25 protein-coding genes are annotated in these 26,094 nt (G+C 59.9%); 10 read left to right on the plus strand and 15 right to left on the minus strand.

The window, feature by feature from the left end; genetic code table 11:
* The first annotated feature begins 178 nt into the window (after positions 1-178).
* Entirely contained in the window at positions 179-1,447 is a 1,269-nt protein-coding gene (locus ICY20_RS09605) for an Hsp70 family protein (RefSeq protein WP_159962703.1), read from the plus strand.
* A 124-nt stretch (positions 1,448-1,571) separates the two neighbouring features.
* Here the strand turns inward: ICY20_RS09605 and ICY20_RS09610 are convergent, their stop codons facing one another.
* The 3 genes from ICY20_RS09610 to ICY20_RS09620 all read right to left on the minus strand — a co-directional run bounded on the left by ICY20_RS09610 (position 1,572) and on the right by ICY20_RS09620 (position 3,919).
* The gene (locus ICY20_RS09610) at positions 1,572-2,585 is read right to left on the minus strand and encodes an AI-2E family transporter (protein ID WP_032878157.1); all 1,014 of its coding nucleotides are present in this window, start codon (positions 2,583-2,585) and stop codon (positions 1,572-1,574) included.
* Positions 2,586-2,760: 175 nt separating this feature from the next.
* Positions 2,761-3,060 (minus strand): PsiF family protein, encoded by a 300-nt coding sequence (locus ICY20_RS09615; RefSeq protein ID WP_005784310.1) that lies wholly within the window; start codon positions 3,058-3,060, stop codon positions 2,761-2,763.
* A 70-nt stretch (positions 3,061-3,130) separates the two neighbouring features.
* Complete coding sequence (locus tag ICY20_RS09620) at positions 3,131-3,919, minus strand: AraC family transcriptional regulator (RefSeq protein WP_159962704.1); 789 nt, start codon at positions 3,917-3,919, stop codon at positions 3,131-3,133.
* Positions 3,920-4,016: 97 nt separating this feature from the next.
* On the opposite strand from ICY20_RS09620, the gene ICY20_RS09625 reads away from it, so the two are divergent.
* The gene (locus ICY20_RS09625) at positions 4,017-4,892 is read left to right on the plus strand and encodes a DMT family transporter (protein WP_159962705.1); all 876 of its coding nucleotides are present in this window, start codon (positions 4,017-4,019) and stop codon (positions 4,890-4,892) included.
* A 116-nt stretch (positions 4,893-5,008) separates the two neighbouring features.
* On the opposite strand, the gene ICY20_RS09630 is transcribed toward ICY20_RS09625, so the two are convergent.
* Positions 5,009-5,899, minus strand: a complete 891-nt coding sequence (locus ICY20_RS09630; RefSeq protein ID WP_194937363.1) for an esterase/lipase family protein — start codon at positions 5,897-5,899, stop codon at positions 5,009-5,011.
* A 167-nt stretch (positions 5,900-6,066) separates the two neighbouring features.
* Here ICY20_RS09630 and ICY20_RS09635 point away from each other — a divergent pair, with 167 nt between their 5' ends.
* On the plus strand, positions 6,067-6,597 hold the full coding sequence (locus tag ICY20_RS09635; protein WP_159962707.1) for a ferritin-like domain-containing protein: 531 nt from the start codon (positions 6,067-6,069) through the stop codon (positions 6,595-6,597).
* Between the two features lie 133 nt (positions 6,598-6,730).
* Here the strand turns inward: ICY20_RS09635 and ICY20_RS09640 are convergent, their stop codons facing one another.
* Positions 6,731-8,800, minus strand: a complete 2,070-nt coding sequence (locus ICY20_RS09640; RefSeq protein WP_159962708.1) for an AsmA family protein — start codon at positions 8,798-8,800, stop codon at positions 6,731-6,733.
* A 349-nt stretch (positions 8,801-9,149) separates the two neighbouring features.
* On the opposite strand from ICY20_RS09640, the gene ICY20_RS09645 reads away from it, so the two are divergent.
* Positions 9,150-9,614, plus strand: coding sequence for a hypothetical protein (locus ICY20_RS09645; RefSeq protein WP_194937364.1), 465 nt, complete (start codon positions 9,150-9,152; stop codon positions 9,612-9,614).
* Between the two features lie 151 nt (positions 9,615-9,765).
* Positions 9,766-10,398 carry a TetR family transcriptional regulator gene (locus tag ICY20_RS09650; protein WP_159962710.1) on the plus strand — a complete coding sequence of 211 codons (633 nt, stop codon included), beginning with the start codon at positions 9,766-9,768 and terminating at the stop codon, positions 10,396-10,398.
* 5 nt (positions 10,399-10,403) lie between these two features.
* On the opposite strand, the gene ICY20_RS09655 is transcribed toward ICY20_RS09650, so the two are convergent.
* Positions 10,404-10,913 carry a C40 family peptidase gene (locus tag ICY20_RS09655; RefSeq protein WP_159962711.1) on the minus strand — a complete coding sequence of 170 codons (510 nt, stop codon included), beginning with the start codon at positions 10,911-10,913 and terminating at the stop codon, positions 10,404-10,406.
* Positions 10,914-11,190: 277 nt separating this feature from the next.
* Between ICY20_RS09655 and ureE the strand changes: the two genes are divergently transcribed.
* The 5 genes from ureE (at position 11,191) to ICY20_RS09680 (ending at position 14,865) form a co-directional block, all read left to right on the plus strand.
* A complete protein-coding gene (ureE, locus tag ICY20_RS09660; RefSeq protein WP_194937365.1) occupies positions 11,191-11,691 on the plus strand; it encodes an urease accessory protein UreE in 501 nt (166 codons plus the stop codon).
* Positions 11,688-12,362, plus strand: coding sequence for an urease accessory protein UreF (locus ICY20_RS09665; RefSeq protein ID WP_159962713.1), 675 nt, complete (start codon positions 11,688-11,690; stop codon positions 12,360-12,362). The genes ureE and ICY20_RS09665 overlap by 4 nt, the downstream gene beginning before the upstream one ends.
* Before the next feature lie 12 nt (positions 12,363-12,374).
* Positions 12,375-12,989 (plus strand): urease accessory protein UreG, encoded by a 615-nt coding sequence (gene ureG, locus ICY20_RS09670; RefSeq protein WP_028615537.1) that lies wholly within the window; start codon positions 12,375-12,377, stop codon positions 12,987-12,989.
* A gap of 22 nt (positions 12,990-13,011) precedes the next feature.
* Positions 13,012-13,584: a HupE/UreJ family protein gene (locus ICY20_RS09675; RefSeq protein ID WP_159962714.1), complete on the plus strand. Its 573-nt coding sequence runs from the start codon at positions 13,012-13,014 to the stop codon at positions 13,582-13,584.
* 171 nt (positions 13,585-13,755) lie between these two features.
* Positions 13,756-14,865, plus strand: coding sequence for an AGE family epimerase/isomerase (locus ICY20_RS09680; protein WP_194937366.1), 1,110 nt, complete (start codon positions 13,756-13,758; stop codon positions 14,863-14,865).
* A 120-nt stretch (positions 14,866-14,985) separates the two neighbouring features.
* Here ICY20_RS09680 and ICY20_RS09685 read toward each other — a convergent pair whose 3' ends face one another.
* The 9 genes from ICY20_RS09685 to amaB all read right to left on the minus strand — a co-directional run bounded on the left by ICY20_RS09685 (position 14,986) and on the right by amaB (position 26,058).
* Positions 14,986-15,891, minus strand: a complete 906-nt coding sequence (locus ICY20_RS09685; protein ID WP_159962716.1) for a cation diffusion facilitator family transporter — start codon at positions 15,889-15,891, stop codon at positions 14,986-14,988.
* A 135-nt stretch (positions 15,892-16,026) separates the two neighbouring features.
* Positions 16,027-16,791 carry an SDR family oxidoreductase gene (locus ICY20_RS09690; protein ID WP_095014487.1) on the minus strand — a complete coding sequence of 255 codons (765 nt, stop codon included), beginning with the start codon at positions 16,789-16,791 and terminating at the stop codon, positions 16,027-16,029.
* 788 nt (positions 16,792-17,579) lie between these two features.
* Entirely contained in the window at positions 17,580-18,296 is a 717-nt protein-coding gene (locus tag ICY20_RS09695) for an ABC transporter ATP-binding protein (RefSeq protein ID WP_017136079.1), read from the minus strand.
* On the minus strand, positions 18,293-19,168 hold the full coding sequence (locus ICY20_RS09700; RefSeq protein ID WP_124525577.1) for an ABC transporter ATP-binding protein: 876 nt from the start codon (positions 19,166-19,168) through the stop codon (positions 18,293-18,295). The genes ICY20_RS09695 and ICY20_RS09700 overlap by 4 nt, the downstream gene beginning before the upstream one ends.
* Complete coding sequence (gene livM / locus ICY20_RS09705) at positions 19,165-20,442, minus strand: high-affinity branched-chain amino acid ABC transporter permease LivM (protein ID WP_159963421.1); 1,278 nt, start codon at positions 20,440-20,442, stop codon at positions 19,165-19,167. Before livM ends, ICY20_RS09700 begins: the two co-directional genes overlap by 4 nt.
* Positions 20,443-20,444: 2 nt before the next feature.
* Positions 20,445-21,359, minus strand: a complete 915-nt coding sequence (locus ICY20_RS09710; RefSeq protein WP_048727385.1) for an ABC transporter permease subunit — start codon at positions 21,357-21,359, stop codon at positions 20,445-20,447.
* 233 nt (positions 21,360-21,592) lie between these two features.
* Entirely contained in the window at positions 21,593-22,729 is a 1,137-nt protein-coding gene (locus ICY20_RS09715; protein WP_159963420.1) for a branched-chain amino acid ABC transporter substrate-binding protein, read from the minus strand.
* Positions 22,730-23,103: 374 nt separating this feature from the next.
* Entirely contained in the window at positions 23,104-24,387 is a 1,284-nt protein-coding gene (amaA, locus tag ICY20_RS09720) for an L-pipecolate oxidase (RefSeq protein WP_194937367.1), read from the minus strand.
* A gap of 180 nt (positions 24,388-24,567) precedes the next feature.
* Entirely contained in the window at positions 24,568-26,058 is a 1,491-nt protein-coding gene (gene amaB, locus ICY20_RS09725; RefSeq protein ID WP_194937368.1) for an L-piperidine-6-carboxylate dehydrogenase, read from the minus strand.
* Between the last annotated feature and the right edge of the window lie 36 nt (positions 26,059-26,094).

A 26,094-nucleotide genomic window follows, 5' to 3' on the forward strand; every position in this document is an offset into this window, starting at 1 on the left:
CACCTGTTGAGTCTTGTGGCCTGGGGGTGCGTCAAAGTGTTATCGGCGCTTGCCGTATGCAGCAGATGTGGGGGCGAATCGCCAGGTTTCAAGCAAGATTTAACAGATGGTTGGCCTACGCATCCGCCCTCGACTGGCATACACTGCGCGGCCGTTTTTCAACCGGAACCTGATTGTCATGGAAAACTCTTCCCCAGCCCGTGCCTGCGGCATCGACTTTGGCACGTCCAACTCCACCGTCGGCTGGATCCGCCCCGGCGAGGAGACGCTTATTGCGCTGGAGGACGACAAGATCACGTTGCCGTCGGTGGTGTTCTTCAACTTCGAGGAACGCCGCCCGGTGTACGGCCGCCTGGCGCTGCACGAGTACCTGGAAAACTACGAAGGCCGGCTCATGCGCTCGCTCAAGAGCCTGCTGGGCTCCAAGCTGATCAAGCACGACACCAGCGTACTCGGCACGGCGATGCCCTTTACCGACCTGCTGGCGCTGTTTATCGGCCAGCTCAAGAGCCGCGCCGAAGCCAACGCTGGCCGTGAGTTCGAAGAAGTGGTGCTGGGCCGCCCGGTGTTTTTCGTCGATGACGACCCGATGGCCGACCAGGAAGCCGAAAACACCCTGGTGGACGTGGCACGCAAGATCGGCTTCAAGGACATCTCGTTCCAGTACGAGCCGATTGCGGCGGCGTTCGACTATGAGTCCACCATCGAGAAAGAAGAGCTGGTACTGATTGTCGACATCGGCGGTGGTACGTCCGACTTCTCGTTGGTGCGTCTGTCGCCGGACCGCCGTCATAACGACAACCGCCAGAGCGACATTCTCGCCACCGGCGGCGTGCACATCGGCGGTACCGACTTCGACAAACAGCTCTCGCTGAACGGCATGATGCCGCTGTTTGGCTACGGCAGCCGCATGAAGAGCGGCGCCTACATGCCCACCAGCCACCACATGAACCTCGCCACCTGGCACACCATCAACTCGGTGTACTCGCAAAAGTCCCAGTTGGCCCTGGGCAGCATGCGCTACGACATCGAAGACACCGGCGGTATCGATCGCCTGTTCAAGCTGATCGAAGAACGTGCCGGGCACTGGTTGGCGATGGAAGTGGAAGAAACCAAGATCCAGCTGACCCACGAAGACAGCCGCCACGTAGCGCTGGACCGTATCGAAGCGGGCCTGAGCGTAGACCTTAGCCGGGCGCTGTTCGAGTCGTCCATCGACGCCTTGCTGGAGCGTGTGCGCGGCAGCGTGACCCAACTGCTCAACGACGCTTCGGTAAGCGTGGCGCAGGTGGACACGGTGTTCTTTACCGGCGGTTCGAGCGGGATTCCGGCGCTGCGTCACAGCATCTCGGCGATGCTGCCGAACGCGCGGCATGTGGAAGGCAATATCTTTGGCAGTATCGGCAGTGGTTTGGCGATTGAGGCCAGTAAGCGGTACGGCTACTAAGTTTTAGTTCAGAGATCGCAGCGACCCCATCGGGGGCAAGCCCCCTCCCACACTGACAGTGTTCACAAATCTAAATGTGGGAGGGGGCTTGCCCCCGATGAGGCCAGGCCAGCCAACACAAGGCTTAAACCATCCCCCCAAGCTTCAGCTCACTCTTGAGATAGGCATAATAAATCGGCCCCGCCACCACCCCCGGCAACCCGAATGCTGCCTCAAACACCAACATCGCCAACAACAACTCCCACGACTTGGCACTGATCTGCCCACCCACAATGCGCGCGTTGAGGAAGTACTCAACCTTGTGGATCACGATCAAATACCCCAACGCCGCCACCGCCACCCAGATCGACAACGACAGCGCGACGATGGTGATCAGCGTGTTGGACATCAGGTTGCCGATCACCGGCAGCAGGCCCAGCAGGAAGGTCAGTACGATCAGGGTTTTGGTCAGCGGCAGGTGAATCCCGCACAGCGGCAGCACCACGGCGAGGAACACGGCAGTGAAGGCGGTGTTGAGCGCAGCGATCTTGATTTGAGCGAAAACGATATTGCGAAAGGCCTGGACCAGCAGGTGCAGTCGGTCGAACAGCGCGGCGGCCAGGGGTTTGCGTTTGGTCAGGTCGGGCACGCGCTGCAAAGCGATGATGGCGCCGAGCACCATGCCGATCAGCAAGGTGACGAACATATGGGCAGCATCTTTGCCCACCAGTTGCAGTTCGCTCAGGTGTTTGCTCATCCAGTCGCCAATCGCTACCCGAAACTCGGCAGCACTGGCCGGCAGGTAGGCGTCGATAAACGGCGGCAGTTGCCCGCGCGCGCGATCGACCACGCCCATGAATTTGTCGAGGGAGGCCCCGGGATTTTCCGCTTCGTGGAGCAAAAAGCTGATAGCGCCAGCAAAGATCAGCGTGAGCACGCTGACAATCAGGGTACCCAGCAACGCCACCGCCAGCCAACGCGCGCGTCGACCTTCGATCAGCCGTTGCAGTTGAGGGGTGAGCATGTTGACCAGTTCATAGACCAGCAGACCCGCCAGCAGGCTGGGCAGCAACTTGAGCGGCAGTACCAGCAGCAATCCGCCGAAAATGATGATGTAGCTGGCCAGCAACAACACGTGACGCTGAGAAAACGTTGGCATACAGCCTCAAAACGAACGGCGTTAAAGGATGGGCAGTCTGCCAGCCTTGAGGGAATCAAGCGAGTGGATAGGTTGTGAATGCGATCAAGTATGGGAGCTGGCTTGTCGTATCGCAGCGGTGCGGCGATCCGACAAGCCAGCTCCCACATTGGCGCCAGTACCTGTGAAATCGTGATCAGCCTTTGAGGCACGTGCTCATAAAGGTCTTGCGCGCATCGCCCGTCAACGCCTTGGTCTTCGCCGAGGCATTGCAGTCTTTCATCTTCTGCTGCTGCGGTGTCAGGGTCTTGGCGTCATTGGCTGCCGGCGCCGACAGGCAGGTTTTCATAAACGCCTTACGGTCATCGCCCTTGAGCGTCTTGGTGGTGGCTTCGGCGTTGCAGGTGGTCATTTTGTTTTGCTGGGCGGTAGCGGCAAAGCCTTGGGAACACAGCAGCAGGCCCATCATCAACAGAGGAATTCGCAGCATCTTCATGGAGTTTTCTCCCGGTTACCGTGCCGGAAGGCACGGCCTACCCGCAGTGTAGTCAAAGCCTGTTACATCTTCACCGTGCACGGATACTCGACCGGCGGTACTGCTCCGGCGTGCAACCGGCGTGGCGCTGAAACATTGCGATAAAGGCCGATGCGCTGCTGTAGCCCAAGTCGAACGCCACGTGTTGCACGCTGTGTTCGCTGTCGAGGGCTTCGATGGCAGCCAGGTAGCGCAGGCGCTGGCGCCATTCGCCGAAGCTCATGCCCAACTCCCGCACAAACTGGCGCGCCAGGGTGCGTTCGCTCACGTGCACTTGGTCGGCCCAGTGGGCCAACGGGCGGTTGTCGGCGGGGTCGGCCTGCAGGCTTTCCAGTACGCCGAGTAAACCGGGGTGGCGGGCGTAAGGCAGGAAGCAATCGTGGATCGGCGCTTGCTTGAGTTGGTCCACCAGCACCTGGGCCAGGCGAATGTCGGCTTCGGTCTGCGGGATATTCACGTCACGCTTGGCAAAATCGCTGAGGATCGCCTTGAGGATGTCGCTGATAGCCAGGGTGCAGGGCTTCTGCGGCAATTGCTCACAGAGTTCCGGGGCCAGGCCCACCGAGTGGTACACAATCGCCTCGGCATTGTAAGAACTATGCTCGGTATGCGGAGGCACCCACACCGCATATTGCGGCGGCGACATAAAGCGGTTGCCCGCCACTTCCATGCGCATCACACCGCTGGCCGAATAATCCAGCGAACCCCAGAAGTGCTGGTGGGGGGTGCATTCGGTATCGGGCGCAAAATCGGAGTAACGGAAATACACCGGGCTGGGCAGGCTGCGGAAATCCGCGAGGCGTACGGTATGTCTGGCCATATTGTCTGGATACACAGCTCACTTGTCTGGATCGCAGTATAGGCTTCGAACCAGACAATGGATAATTCGGCTTCATCAACACATCTGGTTTCTTTCGATGCAATACGCTTACCCCCTGCTGGCCATTTTCATCTGGGCCGGCAACACCGTCGTCAACAAGCTCGCCGTAGGGGCGATCTTCCCCGCAGAGATCGGTTTTTACCGCTGGTTGCTGGCGGCGCTGTTGTTTACGCCCTTCATGATCAAACCGGTGAGTGCCAACTGGGCGCTGATCCGCCCGAACCTGGGCAAGATCGTCATCCTCGGCGTGCTGGGCATGGCGGTGTACCAAAGCCTGGCGTACTACGCCGCCTCGCTGACCACAGCGACCAACATGGGCATCATCCTGTCGCTCATGCCGTTGATGGCGCTGACAGCGGCGATCATCAGCCTGGGTCAGCGTCTCACTTACGGCGCACTGACGGGTGCAGTGCTGTCGTTCGCGGGCGTGGTGGTGGTGGTGTCGTCGGGCAGCCTCGGCTCCTTGTTGAAACATGGGGTCAACCTGGGCGACGGCATGATGCTGGTGGCCACCTTGGCCTACGCGGTCTACAGCACCTTGCTGAAAAAATGGCAGCTGCGCCTGCCGCCGCTGGTGTTGCTGTATTTGCAGGTGCTGGTGGCGGTGGTGGTGCTGTTTCCGCTGTATCTGCTTTCAACGAAAGCGGGACTCGGCTGGGCGAATATCCCGTTGGTGCTGTATGCGTGCTTGCTGGCATCCATGCTGGCGCCGTTGGCGTGGATGCATTCGGTGAAGACCCTGGGCCCGAGCCGGACGACGCTGTTTTTCAATTTGCTGCCGTTGATTACGGCGTTGATTGCGGCGGTGGTGTTGAAGGAAGAGCTGGCGTTGTATCACCTGGTGGGTGGTTTGTTGACGCTGGGTGGGGTGATTTTGTCGGAGCGCTGGACTACACCGGTGCGCGCTGGCTGAACGCGGTGAAAAATGTGGGAGCGGGCTTGCTCGCGAATGCGGTGGATCAGCCAACATATGCATCGACTGACACTCCGCTTTCGCGAGCAAGCCCGCTCCCACATTTAGACCGAGTATTACACCCCAGCCGCCTTCAGCCTCTGGGCGTGCTCGACAAACAGGCGAATCGGCTCCGCGCCTTTACCCACCAGCCCCATCGACTGGTTGACGATATCAAAATGGTCCAACGGGTAGTCATCACCGATCACCTTGCCCAGATGTGAGCTGTAGCGCCCGACCATGCCATCGCACTGGCCCTTTTCCCGCACAAAGCTGCGGGCGAACAGGCGACAGCTGCGGTTCGTCCCGTCGAACAGATTGCGCCCGCGGTCGGTGATACCCGGCTGCAAAGTGCCAGACCACGAGTAATAGCGCACGCCATTGACCTCTTCAGCCCCCTGCCCGCCCCAGGTTTGCGGCAATCCCTGTGGAAATTGGCGGTTGAACAGCGCCACCCCCTCGCGGGTCAGGGAATGGTGGGACGCCTGCAAATCCGCCTTGAAACGCGGCCCGCGGTAGCCGGTTTCAAGCACGCCCATTACCCACGCGGTCAGGTGAAACAGCGCGCTCATCAGCCGCCCCTTCACCCCGTCGATGGGGTAGTGGGTGTGGATGTGGTCTGCCAGTTCCGAACCATGATTGGGCCCGGCCACCGACGTCACCGACGCCACCCACTCAGGTCGCTTGGCCGCCGCATACCGCGCCGTGAGCGAGCCTTGGCTATGGCCGATCAGGTTGACCTTGTCGGCGCCGGTCTCGCGGCGGATCTGCTCGATCTGCACCAGCAATTGCTCACCGCGCACCTCGCTGGAATCCAGCGGCGCCACCTGCACGGGAAACACCTGCACGCCGCCCGCCCGTAGCGCCGGGACGATGCCGTACCAGTAGGGGAACAACCCCAGGCGCACAAACCCGAGCATGCCGGGCACCAGCACCAGAGGGTAACGCGTGGCGAATGACTGCGGCATGGGCCGAACGTCCTTGATCAGGAAGGGTTGCCAAAGGCTAGCCGAGTCTCGCGACGAGGGTGTGACACACATCCGATTAAACTTTTTGCGTGACGCGGCACTCACAACTTTGAGCGATCACGCCGCCAGAGCGTGGCGCAAAACCGGATTAGTACCAGGAGATTGAGATGACTGAAGCACACCTGACTGACGTTGCCACCCTGCGCAGCCGCGCCCGCAAAAACGTCGAAAATGGCGCCGTGACCGAAGGTTATGACGCCGACCGCGAAGAAATCATCCGCTTGCTCAACGAGTCACTGGCCACTGAGTTGGTCTGCGTGTTGCGCTACAAGCGCCACTACTTCATGGCCAGCGGTATCAAAGCCTCTGTCGCCGCCGACGAATTCCTCGAACACGCCACCCAGGAAGCCCAGCACGCCGACAAACTGGCCGAGCGTATCGTGCAGTTGGGCGGTGAGCCGGAGTTCAACCCGGACCTGCTGTCGAAGAACTCGCACGCTCAATACGTGGCGGGCAAAGACTTGAAAGAAATGGTTTACGAAGACCTGGTGGCCGAACGGATTGCGGTAGATAGCTACCGCGAAATCATCCAGTACATCGGTGACAAAGACCCGACTACCCGCCGCCTGTTCGAAGAAATCCTGGCTCAAGAAGAAGAGCATGCGGATGACATGGCGGATATCCTGGAAAGTCTGTAACCCAGCAACACTGCAATACCCATGTGGGAGGGGGCTTGCTCCCGATAGCGGTGAATCAGTCGATACATTCATCAACTGACAGACCACTATCGGGAGCAAGCCCCCTCCCACATTTTGATTTACAGAGGGTCAGTTAGCCCTTCACGGTTTTCGGGGCTTTGCCTTCCTTCATCTGTTGCAGCAACGGCGCGCATTCATTGGGTTCACCGCCACTTGGGGCGACCAAGGCGAGCAGCCCGGCAGCAGGCCCGGCGATGATACCGAGCGCTACCATCCCCGCACCTCGCAGTGCCAACGGAATCGCTTTCACCCCCGCATTAGGCTTGATAAACGGCCCGTTGACGTACAACGGTGAACGCAAGGAGAACAACCGAAAGCCTTTCGACTCTGGCGTGATGGTCAGGTCCAACTGCTCCGTGGCCATGTTCGCCGTGCCATCGATATAGATAATTGCGTTCTCGGTATCGAACACAAACAACCGCGTCGTCGCCAAACCGGTCTTGATACCGAAATTGGCCGCCGCGCAGTTGATCTTCACTTCCTTATCGCCAAACAGGCGGCCTACCACGTAGTTGCCCACGTTGAGCCCGGCTATTTCCATCAGGCTGCGGCTGATGGCGCCGTCGTTGATCAGCATTTTCAGATCGCCGTTGGATGTGCCCAACAGCGCTGCCACAGAGTTGCCGCGCCCGGAAATATCCGCATCGCCGTTGAGTTCGCCAAAACTGGTTTTCATCGGTTCAAAGGTCGGGAACAGCTGTTTGAGCTTGAAGTTACGGGCGGTGAGTTTGGCGCGGCCTTCCATGGGAGTAGTGCGGCCGTTCAGGCGAATTTGCGCATCCAACTTGCCGCCCGCTACGCCAAAACGCAGGGGCTCAAGGCTCAGCTCGCCATCGTTGAGCACCAGGTGGGTATAAAGGTCGGTGAAGGGCAGCTCGGCACTGTGGACGATGCGCTTGCCGGTGAATTCAACGTCGGCGTCCATGTCGCGCCAGCGTTCGGTGCGGAACTCTTCCACCGGCAGCACTTTGGTTGCCGGTTGTTTGCTGTCACCGCCACGGGCTTTCTGCTTGGCGTTGGAGTCGGCCCCGATCAGCGGGGCCAGGTCGGTCATCAGCAACTGGTTGGACACCAAGGCCCCGGTGAGTTTTGGCCGCGGCTGACTGGCGACGTAGCCCAGGCTGCCGTGGATATCGCTGTTGCCGATCTTGCCGTTGAAGTTCTCATACTTGAACGTTGCACCGGCGGCTTCGTGCAGCTTGGCGATCAAGTGACCGTCGGTGGAATAGGCCGGCGAATCCGGCAGCGTCACGCCCGTGAGCGGGTAAAGGTTGCCCAGGCTGCTGCCGGCAAGCTTCAGGCGCAGGTCGAGTGCGCCGAGGTTGAGGGGGTCGGTGAGGGTGCCGGCCAGAGCGATGCTGGTGTCAGCGATCTTGACTTGGGCTTGCAGGGGGAACGGCTTGGCCGCGTCCTGCAGGGCAAGCAGGCCGCCGATCTTGCCGGTGCCGTCGAGCTTCTGGCCGTGGTACTGGCCTTTGACCTTGAGGCCGAATGCGTAGTCCTGGGGCTTTGAGCCTTTTTCCAGGGCCTTCTTGGCATCGGCATCGCCAACGATTTCGTCGAACGGGATCGGCTTGCCGAGTGGGTCAATGATGACGTCCAACTGAGTCTTGAGCGTCTGGTCGTCGAGGGTCACGTGGCCTTTATCGAAGCCGATGGCGCCGATGTCCACGACCCAGCTTGAAGGCTCGGCGTTCGGGTCTTTGGGGTCGAACTTGAAGACCCAGTTGGCACGACCATCGGCCAGGCGCTGCAACTGCGCGCTCGGCTCGGTAAGGTCGATACGCGGGATCACCACGCGTTGCGCCAGCAGGGCCAAGGGTGAGATGCGCAGCTCGACTTTCTTGAGGGTGACCATTTGCGGGGCTTTCGACCAGTCGGGGTTGCCCAGACTCAGGTCTTCGGCGATCACATGGGGCCATGGCACCCAGGCGCGCCAGCCGCCTTCATCGATCTCTCGCGCCCACACCACGGCCAGGTTGCCATTGATGGCGAACGGGCGATGCAGCTCATCGGAAACCTTGGCATTGATCTGCGGCTTGATGCGGTTCCAATCGAAGAACACCAGCACCAACACCACCACGGCGATTAACAGGGCGAAGCTGGCGCAGCTCCAAGCGACGATTTTATGAGTGCGCGTCATTGCACAGGACTCCTGAATACGACTACTGACTGAACGACAGCTTATAGGGGTACGACTGGGAAACCTCCCTGGGGTTTAACTCAGTTGCCGATTTAAGCGCAAAAAACCCCTTTCCTGACCAACTCGACAGCATCCAGCCATCAACGGCGCACCATTGTTACCCCGCTTCGTGTCGAAAATACCCATCACGGTGCAAAACCGCGGGCTTGAGAGGCGCGTGCTAGAGGCCTCGCCGAGAACAATCAATTCTGTTGATTATTACCATTGTGTTTATGAACTTTTATATCGACTTATCAAGAGTAGCATTAGCCCTGTACCCACTTTATCGCCCTCCCAAGGAGCAACCATCATGAAACGCCAAATACTCGCTACCGCCCTCTTGTCTATCCTGGCTTCCAGCGCTTTTGCCCTGCCAGCCGCCGAACAAGCGACCCCTCAGAATAAAGCCCAAGCCGTTCAGTCCAGCCAAACCCTGGCTCGCAGCGGTTCGCAAGAAGACGAAAACCGTGACTACGCCAAAGGCGCTGTTGCTGAAAATGGCTCCGACCGTCTGCGCGGCAACACCGTTGCTGAAGATGGCTCAGACCGCCTGCACGGCAACACCGTTGCTGAAGATGGTTCTGACCGCCTGCACGGCAACACCGTCGCTGAAGATGGTTCCGACCGCCTGCACGGCAACACCGTCGCTGAAGATGGTTCCGACCGCCTGCACGGCAACACCGTCGCTGAAGATGGTTCCGATCGTCTGCGCGGCAACATGGTCGCTGAAGACGGTTCCGACCGCCTGAAAGAACAACAACAAGCCCAGAGCTAAGCCTGTGGTGGCCCATAAAAAAGCCCGATCTGCCGATCGGGCTTTTGCTTTCTTGTAGATTACGTCACGCACTTCCTGCGCCAAGTTCGACGCCGATGAAGCTGTTTTGCTAGAGTACGTCGCTGTACTTGTCGACTAAGCCCGCCCGCCGATGCTGCCCCGCGCCGAACAGAAGCAACAGACCCGCCTTGCCTTGATGGACGCAGCCCGCCATCTGATGGAGTGTGGCCGTGGGTTCGGCAGCCTGAGCCTACGTGAAGTTGCAAAGACGGCCGGCATTGTACCTACCGGTTTCTATCGCCATTTTGCCGACATGGACCAGCTTGGCCTGGTGCTGGTCAGTGAAGTGGGCCAGACCTTTCGCGCCACGATCCGCCTGGTTCGCCACAACGAATTCGTGATGGGCGGCATCATCGATGCCTCGGTGCGAATCTTTCTCGACGTGGTTGCGGCCAACCGTTCCCAATTCCTGTTCCTGGCCCGCGAGCAATATGGCGGCTGCCTCGCCGTGCGCCAAGCCATCGGCGCCTTGCGCGAAGACATCACTCGCGACCTGGCGGCCGACCTCACCTTTATGCCCAAGCTGCAGCATCTGGATGCCGAAGGTTTGCACGTAATGGCCGACCTGATCGTCAAAAGTGTGTTTGCCACCCTCCCCGACATCATCGACCCGCCGGTTCAGGCGCTGCCCGCCCACCTCACGCCCCAGGCGAAAATCACCCAGCAGTTGCGCTTCATCTTTATCGGCCTCAAGCACTGGCAAGGCCTGGGCAGTACCGAATAAGCCGATCACCCCGATGTGTGAAAACGCTTGGCCGTGGTGTAGTTCTTGTTCCAATAGCTGTTGCTGAGCGAGTCGATACGGATGTTCTTGCCGGTGCGCGGCGAATGGATAAATTTACCCTCACCGATATACAGGCCCACATGGCTGACCTGACCGCGCCCATTGCCCTTGAAAAACACCGCATCGCCAGGCTTCAACGCGCCGCGCTTGATGGTCACGGCCTTGGAACGGTGCATCGCTGCCGTGGTGCGCGGGATAAGGATATTGGCTTCGGTCTTGAACAGATAGACCAGGAAACTGCTGCAATCAAAGCCCTGCTCTACCGAATTGCCGCCCCACTTGTAAGGCGTGCCCAACAGCTCGTGGGCACGGTCGATTACATTGTCGATCACATCGGTGATCGCAGGCTCTTTGAGCGATTCAATGAAGGTAGGGCGCGGGTTCAGGGTGGCCGAAGCCGATGAAATAACCAAAGACAAGCTGACAATGACTAACCAATAAAATGACTTGATCATGATGAACGTCGCAGTGAATTAAACACGGCGTAAAGACTACTTTTCCTGCGGGAAACGCTGTGAACGGCGAATCCTGATACGCCGTAGGACTAATCCTAAAACGCTCGCAGCGAGTGCGTCAGCTGGAACCGCGCACCAACTTGACGCACAAAAACAGCCTCTAGGCGCCCTACTTAGAGGCGTTTCCGCCTTCGCTGTCAGGCAATTCCTACTTTTGCACCAGATTGGCAAGCCCCTTGCTCTAGCACTTGCATCGCTCATAGCTGGAAGCTTCCTGATGCTGGTGATCCACCGCCGAATCGCCCCCCAAGCCCTCTGGGCCGCCGAGTTGCTGCTGAATTTCGAAGCCCGCAGCAAGAGCCGCCTGCGCTGTTTCAGTGCCGACGGTGAAGACGTCGGCCTTTTCCTGGAGCGTGGCCAGCCGCCGCTGCACGATGGCGAATTTTTGCAAGCCGAAGACGGGCGCGTCATACGCGTGTGCGCTCGCCCCGAACAGTTGCTGCACGTCACCTGCACCAACGCCTTTGAACTGACCCGCGCGGCCTATCACCTGGGCAATCGCCATGTCGCCCTGCAAGTCGGCGATGGTTGGCTGCGCCTGCTCGATGACTACGTGCTCAAGGCCATGCTTGAACAACTGGGCGCCACCACTGAAACCCTCGAAGCGCCATTCCAACCCGAACACGGCGCCTACGGCGGCGGCCATCATCATTCACGCCATGGCGACGAAGACTTCAATTACGCGCCCAAGCTGCATCAGTTCGGCGTGCGTCTATGAACCCAGCCTGGGCGCTGCTGCGTCTGGCCAGTCCGCAATTGCCGATTGGCGGCTACAGCTATTCCCAGGGCCTGGAAATGGCCGTGGACAATGGCCGCGTCAATGACGCTACCACTGCCCGTCGATGGATCGGCGACCAGTTGCTGCTCAACCTCGCCCGCTTCGAAGCGCCGCTGTTGCTCACCCACTGCCGCGCCGCCGCCGATGAAGATTGGTCGCGTCTCACGCAACTGTGCGAAGAACACCGCGCCAGCCGTGAAACTCGCGAGCTGTATCAAGAGAGCCGGCAGATGGGCTATTCGCTGCAACAACTGCTCAACGGCCTGCCGGAACTGGACAGCGCTGCCCGCACCTTTCTTGAGCAATGCAGTGAACCCCACCTCGCCCTGGGCTGGGCCCTGGCCGCCCGTGCGTGGGCCATCAGCCCCGACGACGCCCTCGCCGCCTGGCTGTGGAGCTGGCTGGAAAACCAACTGGCCGTACTGATGAAAACCCTGCCCCTGGGCCAGCAAGCCGCCCAGCGCCTGACCAGCGAACTGCTGCCATTACTGCAACAGGCCCAGCAAGACGCCGAGCGCATCGACCCCACCCATTTCGGCAGCGCCGCGTTCGGCCTGTCCCTGGCGTGCATGGCCCATGAGCGCCAGTACAGCCGCCTGTTCCGTTCCTAGGAGAAGCACCATATGAACACTCAACCTCTGCGCGTCGGCATCGGCGGCCCGGTAGGCTCCGGCAAGACCGCCCTGACCCTGGCCCTGTGCCTGGCCTTGCGCGACCGCTACAACCTGGCCGTGGTGACCAACGATATCTACACCCGCGAAGACGCCGACTTTTTGGTACGCAACCAGGCCTTGGCGCCCGAGCGCATCATCGGCGTGGAAACAGGCGGTTGCCCGCACACCGCCATCCGTGAAGACGCCTCGATCAACCTCGAAGCGGTAGACCAACTCAATCGCCGCTTCCCCGGCCTGGACCTGATCCTGGTGGAGTCCGGCGGCGACAACCTGTCGGCGACCTTCAGCCCTGAGCTGTCCGACCTGACCATCTACGTGATCGATGTGTCGGCCGGCGACAAGCTGCCGCGCAAAGGTGGGCCGGGCATCTGTAAATCCGACCTGCTGGTGATCAACAAGATCGACCTCGCGCCGCTGGTAGGCGCTTCGCTGGAATTGATGAACAGCGACACCACGCGCATGCGCAACGGCAAACCCTTTGTATTCAGCAACCAGAAAACCGGCGTCGGCCTGGATGAAATCGTCGCCTTTATCGAACGCCAAGGTTTGCTGACCGCCGCCTGATCAACCCATAAGGAACCTGCCCATGAACCTCAAGAAACTCTTCGCCGCCGCCACCCTGCTGCTCACCCCTGCCCTGGCCTTTGCCCATCCGGGCCATGGCGACAACGGCCTCGTGGCCGGTATCAGCCACCCGTTGGGCGGCCTCGACCATTTGCTGGCCATGGTTGCCGTGGGTTTGTGGGCCGCCCAACAAAAAGGCGCGGCACGCTGGGCACTGCCTTGCACCTTCGTCGGCACCATGCTGATGGGCGGCGTGCTGGGTTTTGAAGGCATGCAATTGCCGGCGATGGAAAGCGGGATTGCTGCGTCGGTGCTGGCGCTGGGCTTGGCGGTGGCGCTGGCGGTGCGGCCGCCGTTGTTTGTGGCGGTGGGGGCGACGGCGTTGTTTGCGTTGTTCCATGGTGTGGCGCACGGCCTTGAGCTGCCGGATATGTCCAGCCCGTGGGCGTATGCAGCGGGGTTTGTTGGCGCGACGGCGGTGTTGCACGCAGCGGGTTATGCCGTGGTGCGCTTCCTTCCGGCCGCAGCAGCACCGTTGGTGCGGGTTGCCGGGGCGGCTTCGGCGGTGACTGGGGCCTGGTTGTTGGCGGGCTGATTTTCGGCGCCAATCAGGGCCTCTTCGCAGGCAAGCCAGCTCCCACATTTGATTGGGTTCGCAAATCAAAATGTGGGAGCGGGCTTGCCCGCGATAGCGGTCTCAAAGACAACACAGAACCCAAGCCTGCTACCATGCGCGCCTACACCCCTGCCGTGACGACGCCAGCCAATGCCCACCGCTCCAAGCTCCGCCCTGAATGCCGTGCTCACGCACTTTCACAGCCTCATCGTGCCGCTCTGGCAAGGCCCAGGCTGGAATGCCGACCTCGCGCTGCCCTATGAAGCACTGGGCGCCGATCACCGGCCACTGCCCCCACAACGCTACCGCGCCATGGCCTGTGCCCGGCAGTTGTACCTGTTTGCCAGCTTGATCGGCGAGCCCGGTGCAGCCTTCGCCGAAGAGCGTGCAGCGGTGTTGTTCCGCTCCCTGCAACGGCATTTTCACGATGCCGAGCACGGCGGCTGGTTCTACAGCATCGACCCGACCGGGCAGCCCCTGGATAAACGCAAAGACCTCTACACCCACGCCTTCATTATCTTTGCCTGCGCGCACTACTGGGCCAAGGTGCGTGAACCGTTGGTGGAGTCGGTACTCAACGCCGCCCTTGAAGTGGTTGCCCAACGCTTTTGCACCGGCGACGGCCTGTATGAAGCGGTACTGGAGCGCAACTGGTCATCCCTCAAGTCCGGCCCGCTGCAAAACCCGTTGATGCACCTGGCCGAAGGCTTCCTCGCCACCCTCGCGGTGCGTGAAGACGCTGACGTACAAACGGCCCTATTGGGTTTGGCGACGGCCATGCAGCAGCGTTTCATCGACCGCCAGCACGGCGTGATGATGGAAAAACCGCTGGGCGCTGTGGATAACTGGTTTGAACCGGGGCATCAGTTCGAGTGGTTCTTTTTGCTGGAATCGTCGGATGTGCTGCGCGGTACACCGCTGCATGCGTCGCTGACGCGGGCATTTGCCTACGCCGAGCAAATGGGTGTGGATAAGTTGAGCGGTGCGGTCAGCGGCATGTTGGCGCTGGACGGCAGCGTGCGTGATGGCACTCAGCGAATCTGGGCCCAGGCCGAGTACCTGCGGGCGCTGACCTTGCGGCCGGGCAGTGAGGCGGTGTTGCAGCGCCAGTTGCTGGCGCTGCAAAAGTACTTTTTGCATGGCAAAGGTTGGAATGAATGCCTGGATGCCCAGGGCGTGGTGAGTCGGTGGGATATGCCTTCTACAACCCCTTATCACTTGGCGACTTGCTACCAGGGGTTGATCCAGCATCTGGGTTGACCTTTAAGGCCTCATCGGGGGCAAGCCCCCTCCCACATTTGACCGCGGCCTACCTTTGGAATGCGGTTAAATGTGGGAGCTGGCTTGCCTGCGATGGCCTCACCGCGGTCTAACTACCCGTCACGCAATCCACTTGCGATCCCCGGTAAAACTGATGGTCAGCCACCGCGCCGCGTCCGGTTTGCCTAGCCCTGTGGATATCTCTTCGCGCAGCCCATCCAGGGTCGCGACGTTATCCAGCGGGTAATCCGCCGGCAGCACCACATGAATCTCGATAAACCGCGCCCGCCCGTGCTTTTGCACGTAGGACACATAATCATCGAAACCATGCTTGGCCTGCGCCGCATCCATCACCTCGCGCACGGTGTCGTCCAGGTGGTCCGGGGCAATCCCCAGCACCTCGCGCAACGCCGGGCGCAAAATCTTGAACGCTGGCGCCAACATGCTCAGGGCCAGCAGGATCAGGATCAGCGGGTCGACATACACCGCCCACTCGCCATAGCCCTGGGACTTGAGTAACAAGGCCGCCAGGAAGCTGATCAACAAGCCCACCGACAGCATTGCGTCCACCAGCCAACTGATGTTGTCGAACTGGATCAGCGATGACTTGAGCCTGCGATTGCGATAGCGCACGTAGAAGAAGTAGGCGAACTCCACCACGGTAAAGACCGCCGCGTAGATGATCACCAAACCCAGCTCGATCTCACGCCCGCCATTGATGATGCCGAACACACCGTTAAGGAACGCATAGATAGCGATCAGCAACAGAAAGCTGCCCTCGATCAGCAGCACCATGGGCTCCAAGTGCCAATAGCCGAACTGGAAACGCTCGTTGCTTTTCTTGGCGATCAGCTTGGCTGTGATCAGCATCAACACCTTGATGGCGGTGGCGATCAGCGAGAAAAAGCCGTCGAACAGAATGGATTGGGCGCCAGATATCACACCCGTGACAATCCCGGCGATCGCGACCGCGAACATCAGGATGGTCGATTGTTTGAGCAGGGCCTGCTCACCTCGGTTACTCACATTTCCTCCCGTCAAAACCTTAAAACCGCACAGTGCGGAGGGGTTTTCAGGAGAGGAGTGTACCTTATGGCCTGTTTTGGCCGATCTGACGCCATCGGGGGCTTGCCCCCGATGGCAGCGACTCGGTCTAAAGCCTTACTTGGCGCCACGCTCAATCGCAAACCCAGCCCACGTCTGGCTCACCGGCATCAGTTCCAGGCGGTTGATGTTCACATGCGCCGGAGTGTTCATGACCCAGAAGATCGTGTCGGCAATGTCCTGTGGCTGGATCGGCTCGGCACCGGCGTAGGTCGCGTCATACCGCGCCTGGTCGCCACCAAAGCGCACCAACGAGAACTCGCTCTCACACAGGCCTGGCTCGATGTTGGTGACGCGCACGCCGGTGCCTTGCAGGTCGCACCGCAGGTTCAGCGAGAACTGCTTCACGAACGCCTTGGAGCCGCCATACACGTGGCTGCCCGGGTACGGGTAGTTACCGGCGATGGAACCCAGGTTGATGATGCCCGCACCACGGCCATGAGCGATCAGGCGTGGCAGCAGCAGGTTGGTGGTGGTCAGCAGGCCCTTGATGTTGGTGTCGACCATGGTTTCCCAATCGTCGAGGCTGCACTTGGGCGCCGGGTCAGTGCCCACGGCCAGGCCGGCGTTGTTGATCAGCCCGCGCAGTTTGGCGAACGACGGCGGCAGGTTGGCAATGGCGTCTTCCATGCCCTTGCGGTCACGCACGTCCACGACCAGGCCATGCACTTCGGTTTGCTTGGAGAGTTCTTCGACCAATGCATTCAAACGGTCGGCACGACGACCCGTGAGCACCAGTTTCCAGCCGGCTTCGGCAAAACGACGGGCGCAGGCTTCGCCGAAACCTGAGGTTGCGCCAGTAATAAACAGCGTGTCGGACATGGTGTTCTCCTTGCGGGCATCGGGAAAAAAATCAGCCAGCAGAATGCCCGTACCACGCGGTTGCGGCAACCGCTAAGCACACAACTTGATACAAGACTGGTCAGTTTTTAACCATATCGATACAAGCCATATGGGCCGTGGCTTGCAGCCATGTGCACGCAGGTTATCCACAACTGCGCCCACAGTCTTTGGGGGCAAGTGCAAAATGCCCAAAGCCGCTGTATGCGGGGCTTGCAGGCAGTTTTAGAAAGTTTTTTGCTTGACCTTGGCGATCCGGTATGTAGACCCGTCTGCCAAGAAGAAAACAGAACGATGGCTCCAGGCCAGTCATTCCGGCCTCTGCGGCAGTCTTTCCAGAGTTTAATCACAGACTTATCCACAGGCTCAGTGGACATAAATCGGTCATATACCTGTGTCTTTAAACAGGTTGACAAAGCACTCGGCAGGTCACGAAAAAGCCGCTGATCAAAAAATGATCACAAGCCTGTAAGCCACGGTTTTAAAGGTGTTCAGCCAAGTACTACCACGTTACCCACAGCCGGTTCCACAGTAGGTGGGGACAAGTCAAAACTGTGACAAAACAGGTATTTGCGGCGGCTATATGTCGCGCTTTGGAGGGAGGCTGGATTTGTTTTCCACAATTTGATGTGAGCCCTTGAGAACACTACAAAAGCAAATGTGGGAGGGGGCTTGCTCCCGATGGCGGTGGGTCAGTATCAGATGGACTGACTGACACACCGCCATCGGGAGCAAGCCCCCTCCCACAAGGTTTCGCAGTGTTGGTTGAATCAGTGCCCGCCCAGATAAGCGTTGCGCACTTCCTCATTCACCAACAGCTCTTTACCGGTGCCGGTCAGGCGAATCTCGCCGTTGACCATCACATACGCCCGATCCGACAAGCGCAGCGCGTGGTTGGCGTTCTGCTCCACCAAAAAGATGGTCATGCCCGTGGCCGCCAACTCGCGCAGCGTCGAGAAGATCTGCTTAACCACAATCGGCGCCAGGCCCAGGCTCGGTTCGTCCAGTAGCAACAGCTTAGGCCGGCTCATCAGCGCACGGGCGATGGCGAGCATTTGTTGCTCACCGCCGGACATGGTCATGGCCCGCTGGGTACGCCGCTCCTTGAGCCTCGGGAACAGCTCGAACATGCGTTGCATGTCTTCCTGGGCGTACTTGTCACCGATGGGGATGGTGCCCATCAACAGGTTTTCCTCGACGGTCATGTCGGGGAACACCCGCCGCCCTTCCGGCGACTGCGCAATGCCGTTGGAGGCGATGTAGTGGGACGACTTGTGGGTAATGTCGACGCCGTTATAGAGAATCTGCCCCGACTCGGCCCGTGGCTGGCCAAAGATCGACATCAGCAGCGTGGATTTACCCGCGCCGTTGGAGCCGATCAGGCTGACGGTCTCGCCTTCGTTGATGTGCAGCGAGACTTTTTTCAGGGCCTGGATCGGGCCGTAAAACACGTCCAGGTCTTTCATTTCGAGGATAGGTGCACTCATACCAGCTCCTCTTCGTCGGCGCCCAGGTAGGCGGCAATCACTTTCGGGTCGTTGCGGATCGCGTCCGGGCCGCCTTCGGCGATCACGTTGCCGTGGTCAAGCACCACGATGTGGTCGGAAATACTCATCACCATGCCCATGTCGTGTTCGATCAGCACCACCGTGAGGTCGTGTTCGTCGCGCAGCAGGCGAATCATCGCGCTGAGGGCTTCGGTTTCCTGGGGGTTGAGGCCCGCAGCCGGTTCGTCCAGGCAGATGATCTGCGGCCGGGTGCACATGGCGCGAGCGATTTCCAGGCGGCGCTGCTGGCCGTAGGAGAGTTCGCCGGCCAGGCGGTTGGCGCAGTCCACCAGGTCGACCACTTCGAGCCAGTAGAAGGCGTGGTCGAGGGCGTCGCTTTCGGCCTTGCGGTAGCCCTTGGTGTTGAGGATGCCCGCGAGCATGTTGCGGTTGACCCACATGTGCTGGGCGACCAGCAGGTTTTCCACCACCGACATTTCCTTGAACAGGCGAATGTTCTGGAAGGTACGGGCCAGGCCTGCGCGGTTCACCAAATGGGTGCCGCCGAACATTTTGTAGTACACCCGGCTGAGGAAGCTTTTGGGCGACACAAAGTCGGTGGGCTGGAAACGCTCGCCCAGCAACTGGATCACGTCGGTCTGCTTGCCACGCACATTGAGATTGATCTTGCCGCCACTGGCTTTGTAAAAGCCGGTGAGGCAGTTGAACACCGTGGTCTTGCCGGCGCCGTTGGGGCCGATCAGGGCGAAGATCGAGTTGCGTTCGACCTTGAGGCTTACATCGCTCAAGGCCTTGATGCCACCGAAGTGCATCATCAAATGTTCCACGGAAAGAACGACTTCTTTGCTCATGGCGCCACTCCTTTACGTGGGGTCACACCGCTGCGGCTGATACGGATCAACCCGCGTGGGCGCCAGATCATCATCACCACCATCAACACGCCAAACAGCAGCACGCGGTATTCGGAGAAGCTACGCAGCAACTCCGGCGCGACGGTGAGTACAAACGCCGCGATCACCACGCCTACCGTCGAGCCCATGCCGCCCAGCACCACGATGGCCAGGATCAGCGCCGACTCGAAGAAGGTAAACGACGACGGGTTGACAAAGCCCTGGTAGCTGGCGAAGAACACCCCGGCAAGCCCTGCGGTGGAGGCGCCAATGGTGAATGCCGAAAGCTTGACCAGTACGTGGTTCAGGCCCATGGAACGGCAGGCGATTTCATCTTCGCGCAACGCTTCCCAAGCGCGGCCCACCGGCATGCGGGTCAGGCGGTGCTTGATGTACAGCACGGCCAGCACCACCAAAAACAGCACGATGTAGATGAACATGAACTTGATATTGGGGTTGTAATCGAGGCCGAAGAACTCGTGGAACGGAATCCCGCCCTCCTTCGCCTTGCGCCCGAATTCCAGGCCGAGAAAGGTGGGTGACGGTACTGGCATGCCGTTCGGGCCGCCGGTAAACGACAGCCAGTTGTTCAGCACCAGCCGGATGATTTCACCAAAACCCAGGGTCACGATGGCCAGGTAGTCACCGTGCATTCGTAAAACCGGGAAGCCGAGTATGCACCCCGCCAATGCCGCTGCGATGGCCGCCAGTGGCAGCACGCTCCAGAAGCCCAGGCCGAGGTATTGGTAACCGAGCGCTAGGCCGTAGGCACCGATGGCGTAGAACGCCACGTAACCCAGGTCGAGCAGGCCGGCCAGACCGACCACAATGTTGAGGCCCAGGCCGAGCAGTACGTAGATCAGCCCGAGGATCACCACGGTCAGCAGGTACTTGTTGGCGAAGATCGGGAACACGATGGCAATTACGATCAGCGCCGGGATGATCCAGCGCAGCCGCGACTTGTAGTCCGGCGCCAGCACGTGCACGCCCGAACCACTGCTCTCGAAGCCTTGCAGAATCTTCAGGCCCTTGGGGGTTTGCAGGAACAGGCTCAGGGCAAACCGGCCAGCCATCACGATGGCGACCAGAATGGCCACACGGGCCGGTTCCAGGTTGAAGCTGTAGCCGTCGAGCACAACGCCGACGATCGGCCCGAACACGATGAGCGAAATCAGCCCGGCAAGGATCGTATCGACGACGCTTTTCTTGATATCGATAGGTTTGGCAGCAGACATGTTTACACCTTAGCCACGAGTGGGCGACCCAGCAGGCCCTGGGGACGGAATATCAGAATCACCACCAGCAGGGAGAAACTGAACACGTCTTTGTAGTCAGAGTTGATCAACCCCGAGAACAGCGACTCGGAGATACCCAGGATAATCCCACCCAACATCGCCCCAGGCAGGGAGCCGATGCCGCCGAGTACCGCTGCGGTAAATGCCTTGATGCCAATGATGAAGCCGGCATAGAAGTCGAAGGTGCCGTAGTTGAGGGTGATGAGCACGCCGGCCAGTGCGGCCATGGCGGCACCGATGACGAAGACGTAGGAGATCACGCGGTCGGTGTTGATACCGAGGATCGATGCCATCTTGCGGTCTTGCTGGGTGGCGCGGCACATGCGGCCGAGCTTGGTGTATTTGATGATGTAGGTCAGCAAGGCCATGCCTGCGAAGGCAGCGACCAGGATGAACACCTTGGTGTACGTGAGCTGGACGAAGCCGGTGCCGATGTCGACACGCCAGGCCCCTGCCAGCAGGGTTGGAATACCTTGTTGCTTCGCACCTTGGGCGATCTGCGCGTAGTTTTGCAGGATCAGGGAGATGCCGATGGCGCTGATCAGCGGTGCCAATCGCGTGGAGTTACGCAGCGGTTTGTAGGCGACACGCTCAATGACCCACCCGTACACGCCGGTGACGACCACGGTGAAGACCAAAGTGCCGAGAATGAGCAGCGGGAAGGATTCGATGCCGAAGTAAGCCAGCAGTGCCAGACTGATCGCCGCGAGGTAAGCGGAAATCATATAAACCTCGCCGTGGGCGAAGTTGATCATGCCGATGATGCCATAGACCATTGTGTAGCCGATGGCGATCAGGCCGTAGACCGACCCGAGGGTCAGGCCGTTGACCAGTTGCTGCAGGAAAATACCATCCATAACGCAATCTCACGCGGTGAGCACCTGCACACCTGTGGGTGTGCGGCGCTTCTGGAGGAAAAGACAGATTTGTTGCTGGACGCGATGTAGCTGACAACCTTGGTCCCCTGTGGGAGCTGGCTTGCCTGCGATAGCGGTTGCACATTCAACACAGTGTTGACTGTCAGTCCGTCATCGCGGGCAAGCCCGGCTCCCACAGGGGATTTGTGGTGCCCTACTGATCGTGTTTACGCTTATTTCTGCTTGTCCAGCTGATGGTATTTACCGTCTTTGTCCCACTGGTAAACCACGTAGTCGGAGATTTTCAGGTCGCCCTTGCCGTCCCATTCCTTCTTACCCATTACTGTCTGAACAGGGTTGGCTTTCAGCCACTTGGCCGCATCTTCGCCCTTGTTGGACTTGGCGCCATTGAAGCCAGCAGCCAGGGCCTGGACCGAGGCGTAGGCGTACAGGGTGTAGCCTTCCGGCTCAGTGCCATTTTTGCGGAACTCTTCTACCACGGCCTTGCTGTCTGGCAGCAGGCGCGGGTCGGCGCCGAAGGTCATGTAAACGCCATCGACGTATTGCGCGCCGCCAGCGGTGGCTACCAGTTCGTCAGTCACTACGCCGTCATCAGACATGAACTTGACGTCTTTCAAACCGGCTTCGCGGATCTGGCGAACCAGTGGGCCGGCTTCCGGGTGCAGGCCGCCGAAGTACACGACGTCGGCGCCCAGGGAACGGATCTTGGTGACCAGGGCGCTGAAGTCTTTCTCGCCACGGGTCAGGCCCTCTTCCAGCACCGGCTTGACGCCGCGCTTGGTCAACTGGGCAGCGGTGGCGTCGGCCAGGCCTTTGCCGTAGGTGTCCTTGTCGTTGATGACCGCGACTTTCTTGCCCTTGAGCACGTCGACGATATAGTCGCCGGCAACGATGCCTTGCTGGTCGTCACGCCCGCACATACGGAACATGGCACCCAGGCCACGCTCGGTCACTTGTGGGTTGGTGGAGCCTGGGGTGATTGCGATGATGCCCGCTTCGTCGTAGACCTCCGAAGCCGGGATGGTGTTGGAGGAGCAGAAGTGCCCGACCACGCCGATCACTTTGTCCTGGTCGGCCAGGCGGTTAGCCACAGCCACGGCCTGCTTGGGTTCACACGCATCGTCGCCGGCCACCAGGACGATTTTCTCGCCGTTGATACCGCCAGCCTTGTTGATGGTGTCGGCTGCCGCTTGGGCACCCTTCATGTACTGCTCACCGAAAGCGGCGTTGGCGCCCGTCATAGGCCCCGCTACACCGATCTTCACATCAGCTTGAACAAACGTAGAAACACCCAGCGCCGCAGCAACGGCGAGGGCCAGAAAACCTTTCTTGTAAAACGTCTGGGACATGAGTGGTGCTCCGATATTTTTGATTTTTGGCACTACAACTTGCGTTCAAACTTTTCACTGAAAGCTCAGAGCAAGCCTCGTGCCAGTACGTTTTTATTCTTCAAAAAGACACGGTGGAATGGGTATTACGGGCGTTTCGACGCCGCTCGTCAGGACGTGCAACCCTCTAGCTTCGAGAGGTGCAACCAACAAGCCAAAAAAGTACAACCTCAGCAGGTCGCACCTGCAACCAGACGAATAAACGACAGTTCCTAAAGCTGTAACCGACGGCGTAACGGAACTGCACATTTACAGTGCGTGATTGCTACGACTTGCACCAATACAGATTAGTAGCCTGCTAAGAAAATGCAGACTTCTGAGCGGTATTTCGCTGATCAGATCACGATCCTCAGGCATTGCCCCGCGTGATACAGCGAGAATCCCGCTTCATAAAGACAGCTGCGCAGGCCCACTGCGGCCAGCGGCTGCATCGGTGCGAAGGGGATCGGCAGCGCGTGGGGATTCTGGTGACACAAGTAGTCAGCGAACGCCTTGCCGACCACGCTGCCGGTGGTCACGCCACGGCCGTTATAGCCCGTTACTGCCACCAGGCCAGGCGCTGGTTCGAACAGGCGCATCAGGTGGTCGGGGGTGAAGGCGATGCAGCCGGTCCAGGTGTATTCCCACTGCACCGATTTGAGGTATGGGAAGTAGTGCTGCTGCACCCGATCGGCCCACGCCTTGAGGAACCAGGCCGGTTTTTGGTTGCCATTGCCCAGGCTGCCAAGCAACAGGCGGCCATCGGCATCGCGGCGGATGCTGCTCAAGACCTGGCGCGTGTCCCACGAACCTTGACCACCCGGCAGGATTTGTGTGGCCGCATCATCCGTCAGCGGGGCCGACGCGACCTGGTAGTAGTAACCGGGAAAAAAATTGCGCCGCAGCTCGGTCCATTCACCTTCGGTGTAGGCGTTGGAGGCGATCACCACTTGTGCAGCCTGCACCGAGCCCTGCTCGGTCTGCACCGACCAGTGCGAGCCTTGGCGTTCAAGTTGAGTGACCGGCGAATGGTCAAACAACTGCCCGCCCAGGCCCACCGCCGCATTGGCCAAACCACTGGTGTAGGCCATCGGGTTCAAGGTGCCGGCGCGTCGATCCAGCAAGGCGGCGGCAATTTTTTTGGTGCCTGTGGCTTGCTCGCAGGCTTGGCCGCTGAGTAATTCCACTGGCGCGCCACGGCGCTTCCATTGCTCTTCACGACTGCGCAAGTCCGCCTCGCCACGGGCGTTGTGCGCCATGTGCAAGGTGCCTTCACGACGCAGTTGGCAGTCGATGTTGTATTTGTCGATGAGGCTGAACACCAGCGAAGGCGCCGCCCCCAACATGCGGTTGAGCTGGCTGCCTACCGCCTCGCCGAAACCGGCTTCGATGTCATCCGGCGGGATCCACAGGCCAGCGTTGACGAGCCCGACGTTGCGCCCCGAACCGCCGTGGCCGGTGCGATGGGCCTCCAGCACGGCGACGCTTTTACCTTGTTCCAGCAAATGAATGGCCGCCGACAAACCGGTGATCCCGGCGCCGATCACGCACACATCCACCTTGAGTTCGCCATTGAGTGCGGCACGGTCGGGGCGGCTGGGGGTGAGGTGTTCCCATAAACATGTTTCGCGCAATGCCATTGCCAGACTCCGGTGAGACCTAACAAACATCTATTTCGAACTGTAAATATTTCGAACTGCAAATGAGGTCAAATGTGGGAGGGGGCTTGCCCCCGATGGCAGTGGGTCAGCTGTACATCTGGTGGCTGACACACCGCCATCGGGGGCAAGCCCCCTCCCACATTTTTCTGTATTCCAACCTCAGTCGAAGGTAATGCCCTGAGCCAGCGGCAACTCCAGCGAGTAGTTCACGGTATTGGTCTGGCGACGCATATACCCACGCCACGCATCCGAACCCGACTCACGCCCACCGCCAGTCTCTTTTTCACCGCCAAACGCGCCGCCGATTTCCGCGCCGCTCGGGCCGATATTGACGTTGGCGATACCGCAGTCACTGCCCACCGCCGACATGAACTGCTCGGCTTCGCGCACATCGGTCGTGAAGATGCACGACGACAAACCCTGCGGCACTGCATTGTTCAAGCGCAGGGCTTCGGCGAAGTCTGTGTAACCAACCACGTACAGAATCGGCGCAAAGGTTTCAGTGCACACCACGTCACTTTGCTCAGGCATTTCCACAATCGCTGGCGACACGTAGTAGGCATTCGGGAACGTGTCTTCCAACTGACGCTTGCCGCCGAACACCCGGCCGCCTTCGCTCAAGGCTTGCTCAAGGGCGTCCTGCATATTTTCAAAACCGTGCTTGTCGATCAGCGGGCCGATCAGGTTGCCTTCCAGCGGGTGGCCGATGCGCACCTTGGAATACGCAGCCTTGAGGCGGGTGACGATTTCTTCCTTCACCGACTCATGGGCGATCAGGCGGCGCAGGGTGGTGCAGCGCTGGCCGGCGGTGCCGACGGCGCTGAACAGGATGGCGCGTACGGCCATGTCCAGGTCGGCGCTTGGGCCGAGGATCATCGCGTTGTTGCCGCCCAGTTCGAGGATGCTACGGGCAAAACGCGCGGCAACTTTCGGCGCCACTTCCCGGCCCATGCGTGTGCTGCCGGTGGCGCTGATCAGGGCCACACGCGGGTCATCCACCAGGGCGGCGCCGGCATCGCGGCCGCCGATGATGACTTGGCTGAGGTACGGCGGCGCATCGGTGAAGTTTTTCACCACGCGCTCGAACAGCGCCTGGCAGGCCAGGGCAGTGAGCGGGGTTTTTTCCGAAGGTTTCCAGATCACCGCGTTGCCGCACACCAGGGCCAGGGTGGTGTTCCACGCCCACACGGCCACCGGGAAGTTGAACGCGCTGATCACGCCGACCACGCCCAGCGGATGCCAGGTTTCACGCATGTGGTGGCCCGGGCGTTCGGAGGCGATGGTCAGGCCGTAGAGCTGACGGGACAAGCCGACGGCGAAGTCGCAGATGTCGATCATCTCTTGCACTTCACCGAGGCCTTCCTGAGTGATCTTGCCGGCTTCCCACGACACCAGCTCACCGAGATCGGCCTTGTACTGACGCAGCACGTCGCCGAATTGGCGCACCAACTCGCCGCGACGGGGTGCCGGCACTTTGCGCCAGGCCTCGAATGCATGCTCGGCGCGACTGACCTGTTGCTCCACTTCGGCGGCACCTTCCCAGTGCACATTACCGATAACGCTGCCATCAATCGGCGAATGCACGGGCTGTTTACCCGACTGGTACAGCGCCGGGTTTACCCCGAGACGGTCAAGCAATGCAGCAACCATGGGTGACTCCTTCAATCTGCAAACAGAAAATTCGCG

It is taken from the genome of Pseudomonas pisciculturae (genome assembly GCF_015461805.1).
Lineage (GTDB): Bacteria > Pseudomonadota > Gammaproteobacteria > Pseudomonadales > Pseudomonadaceae > Aquipseudomonas > Aquipseudomonas pisciculturae.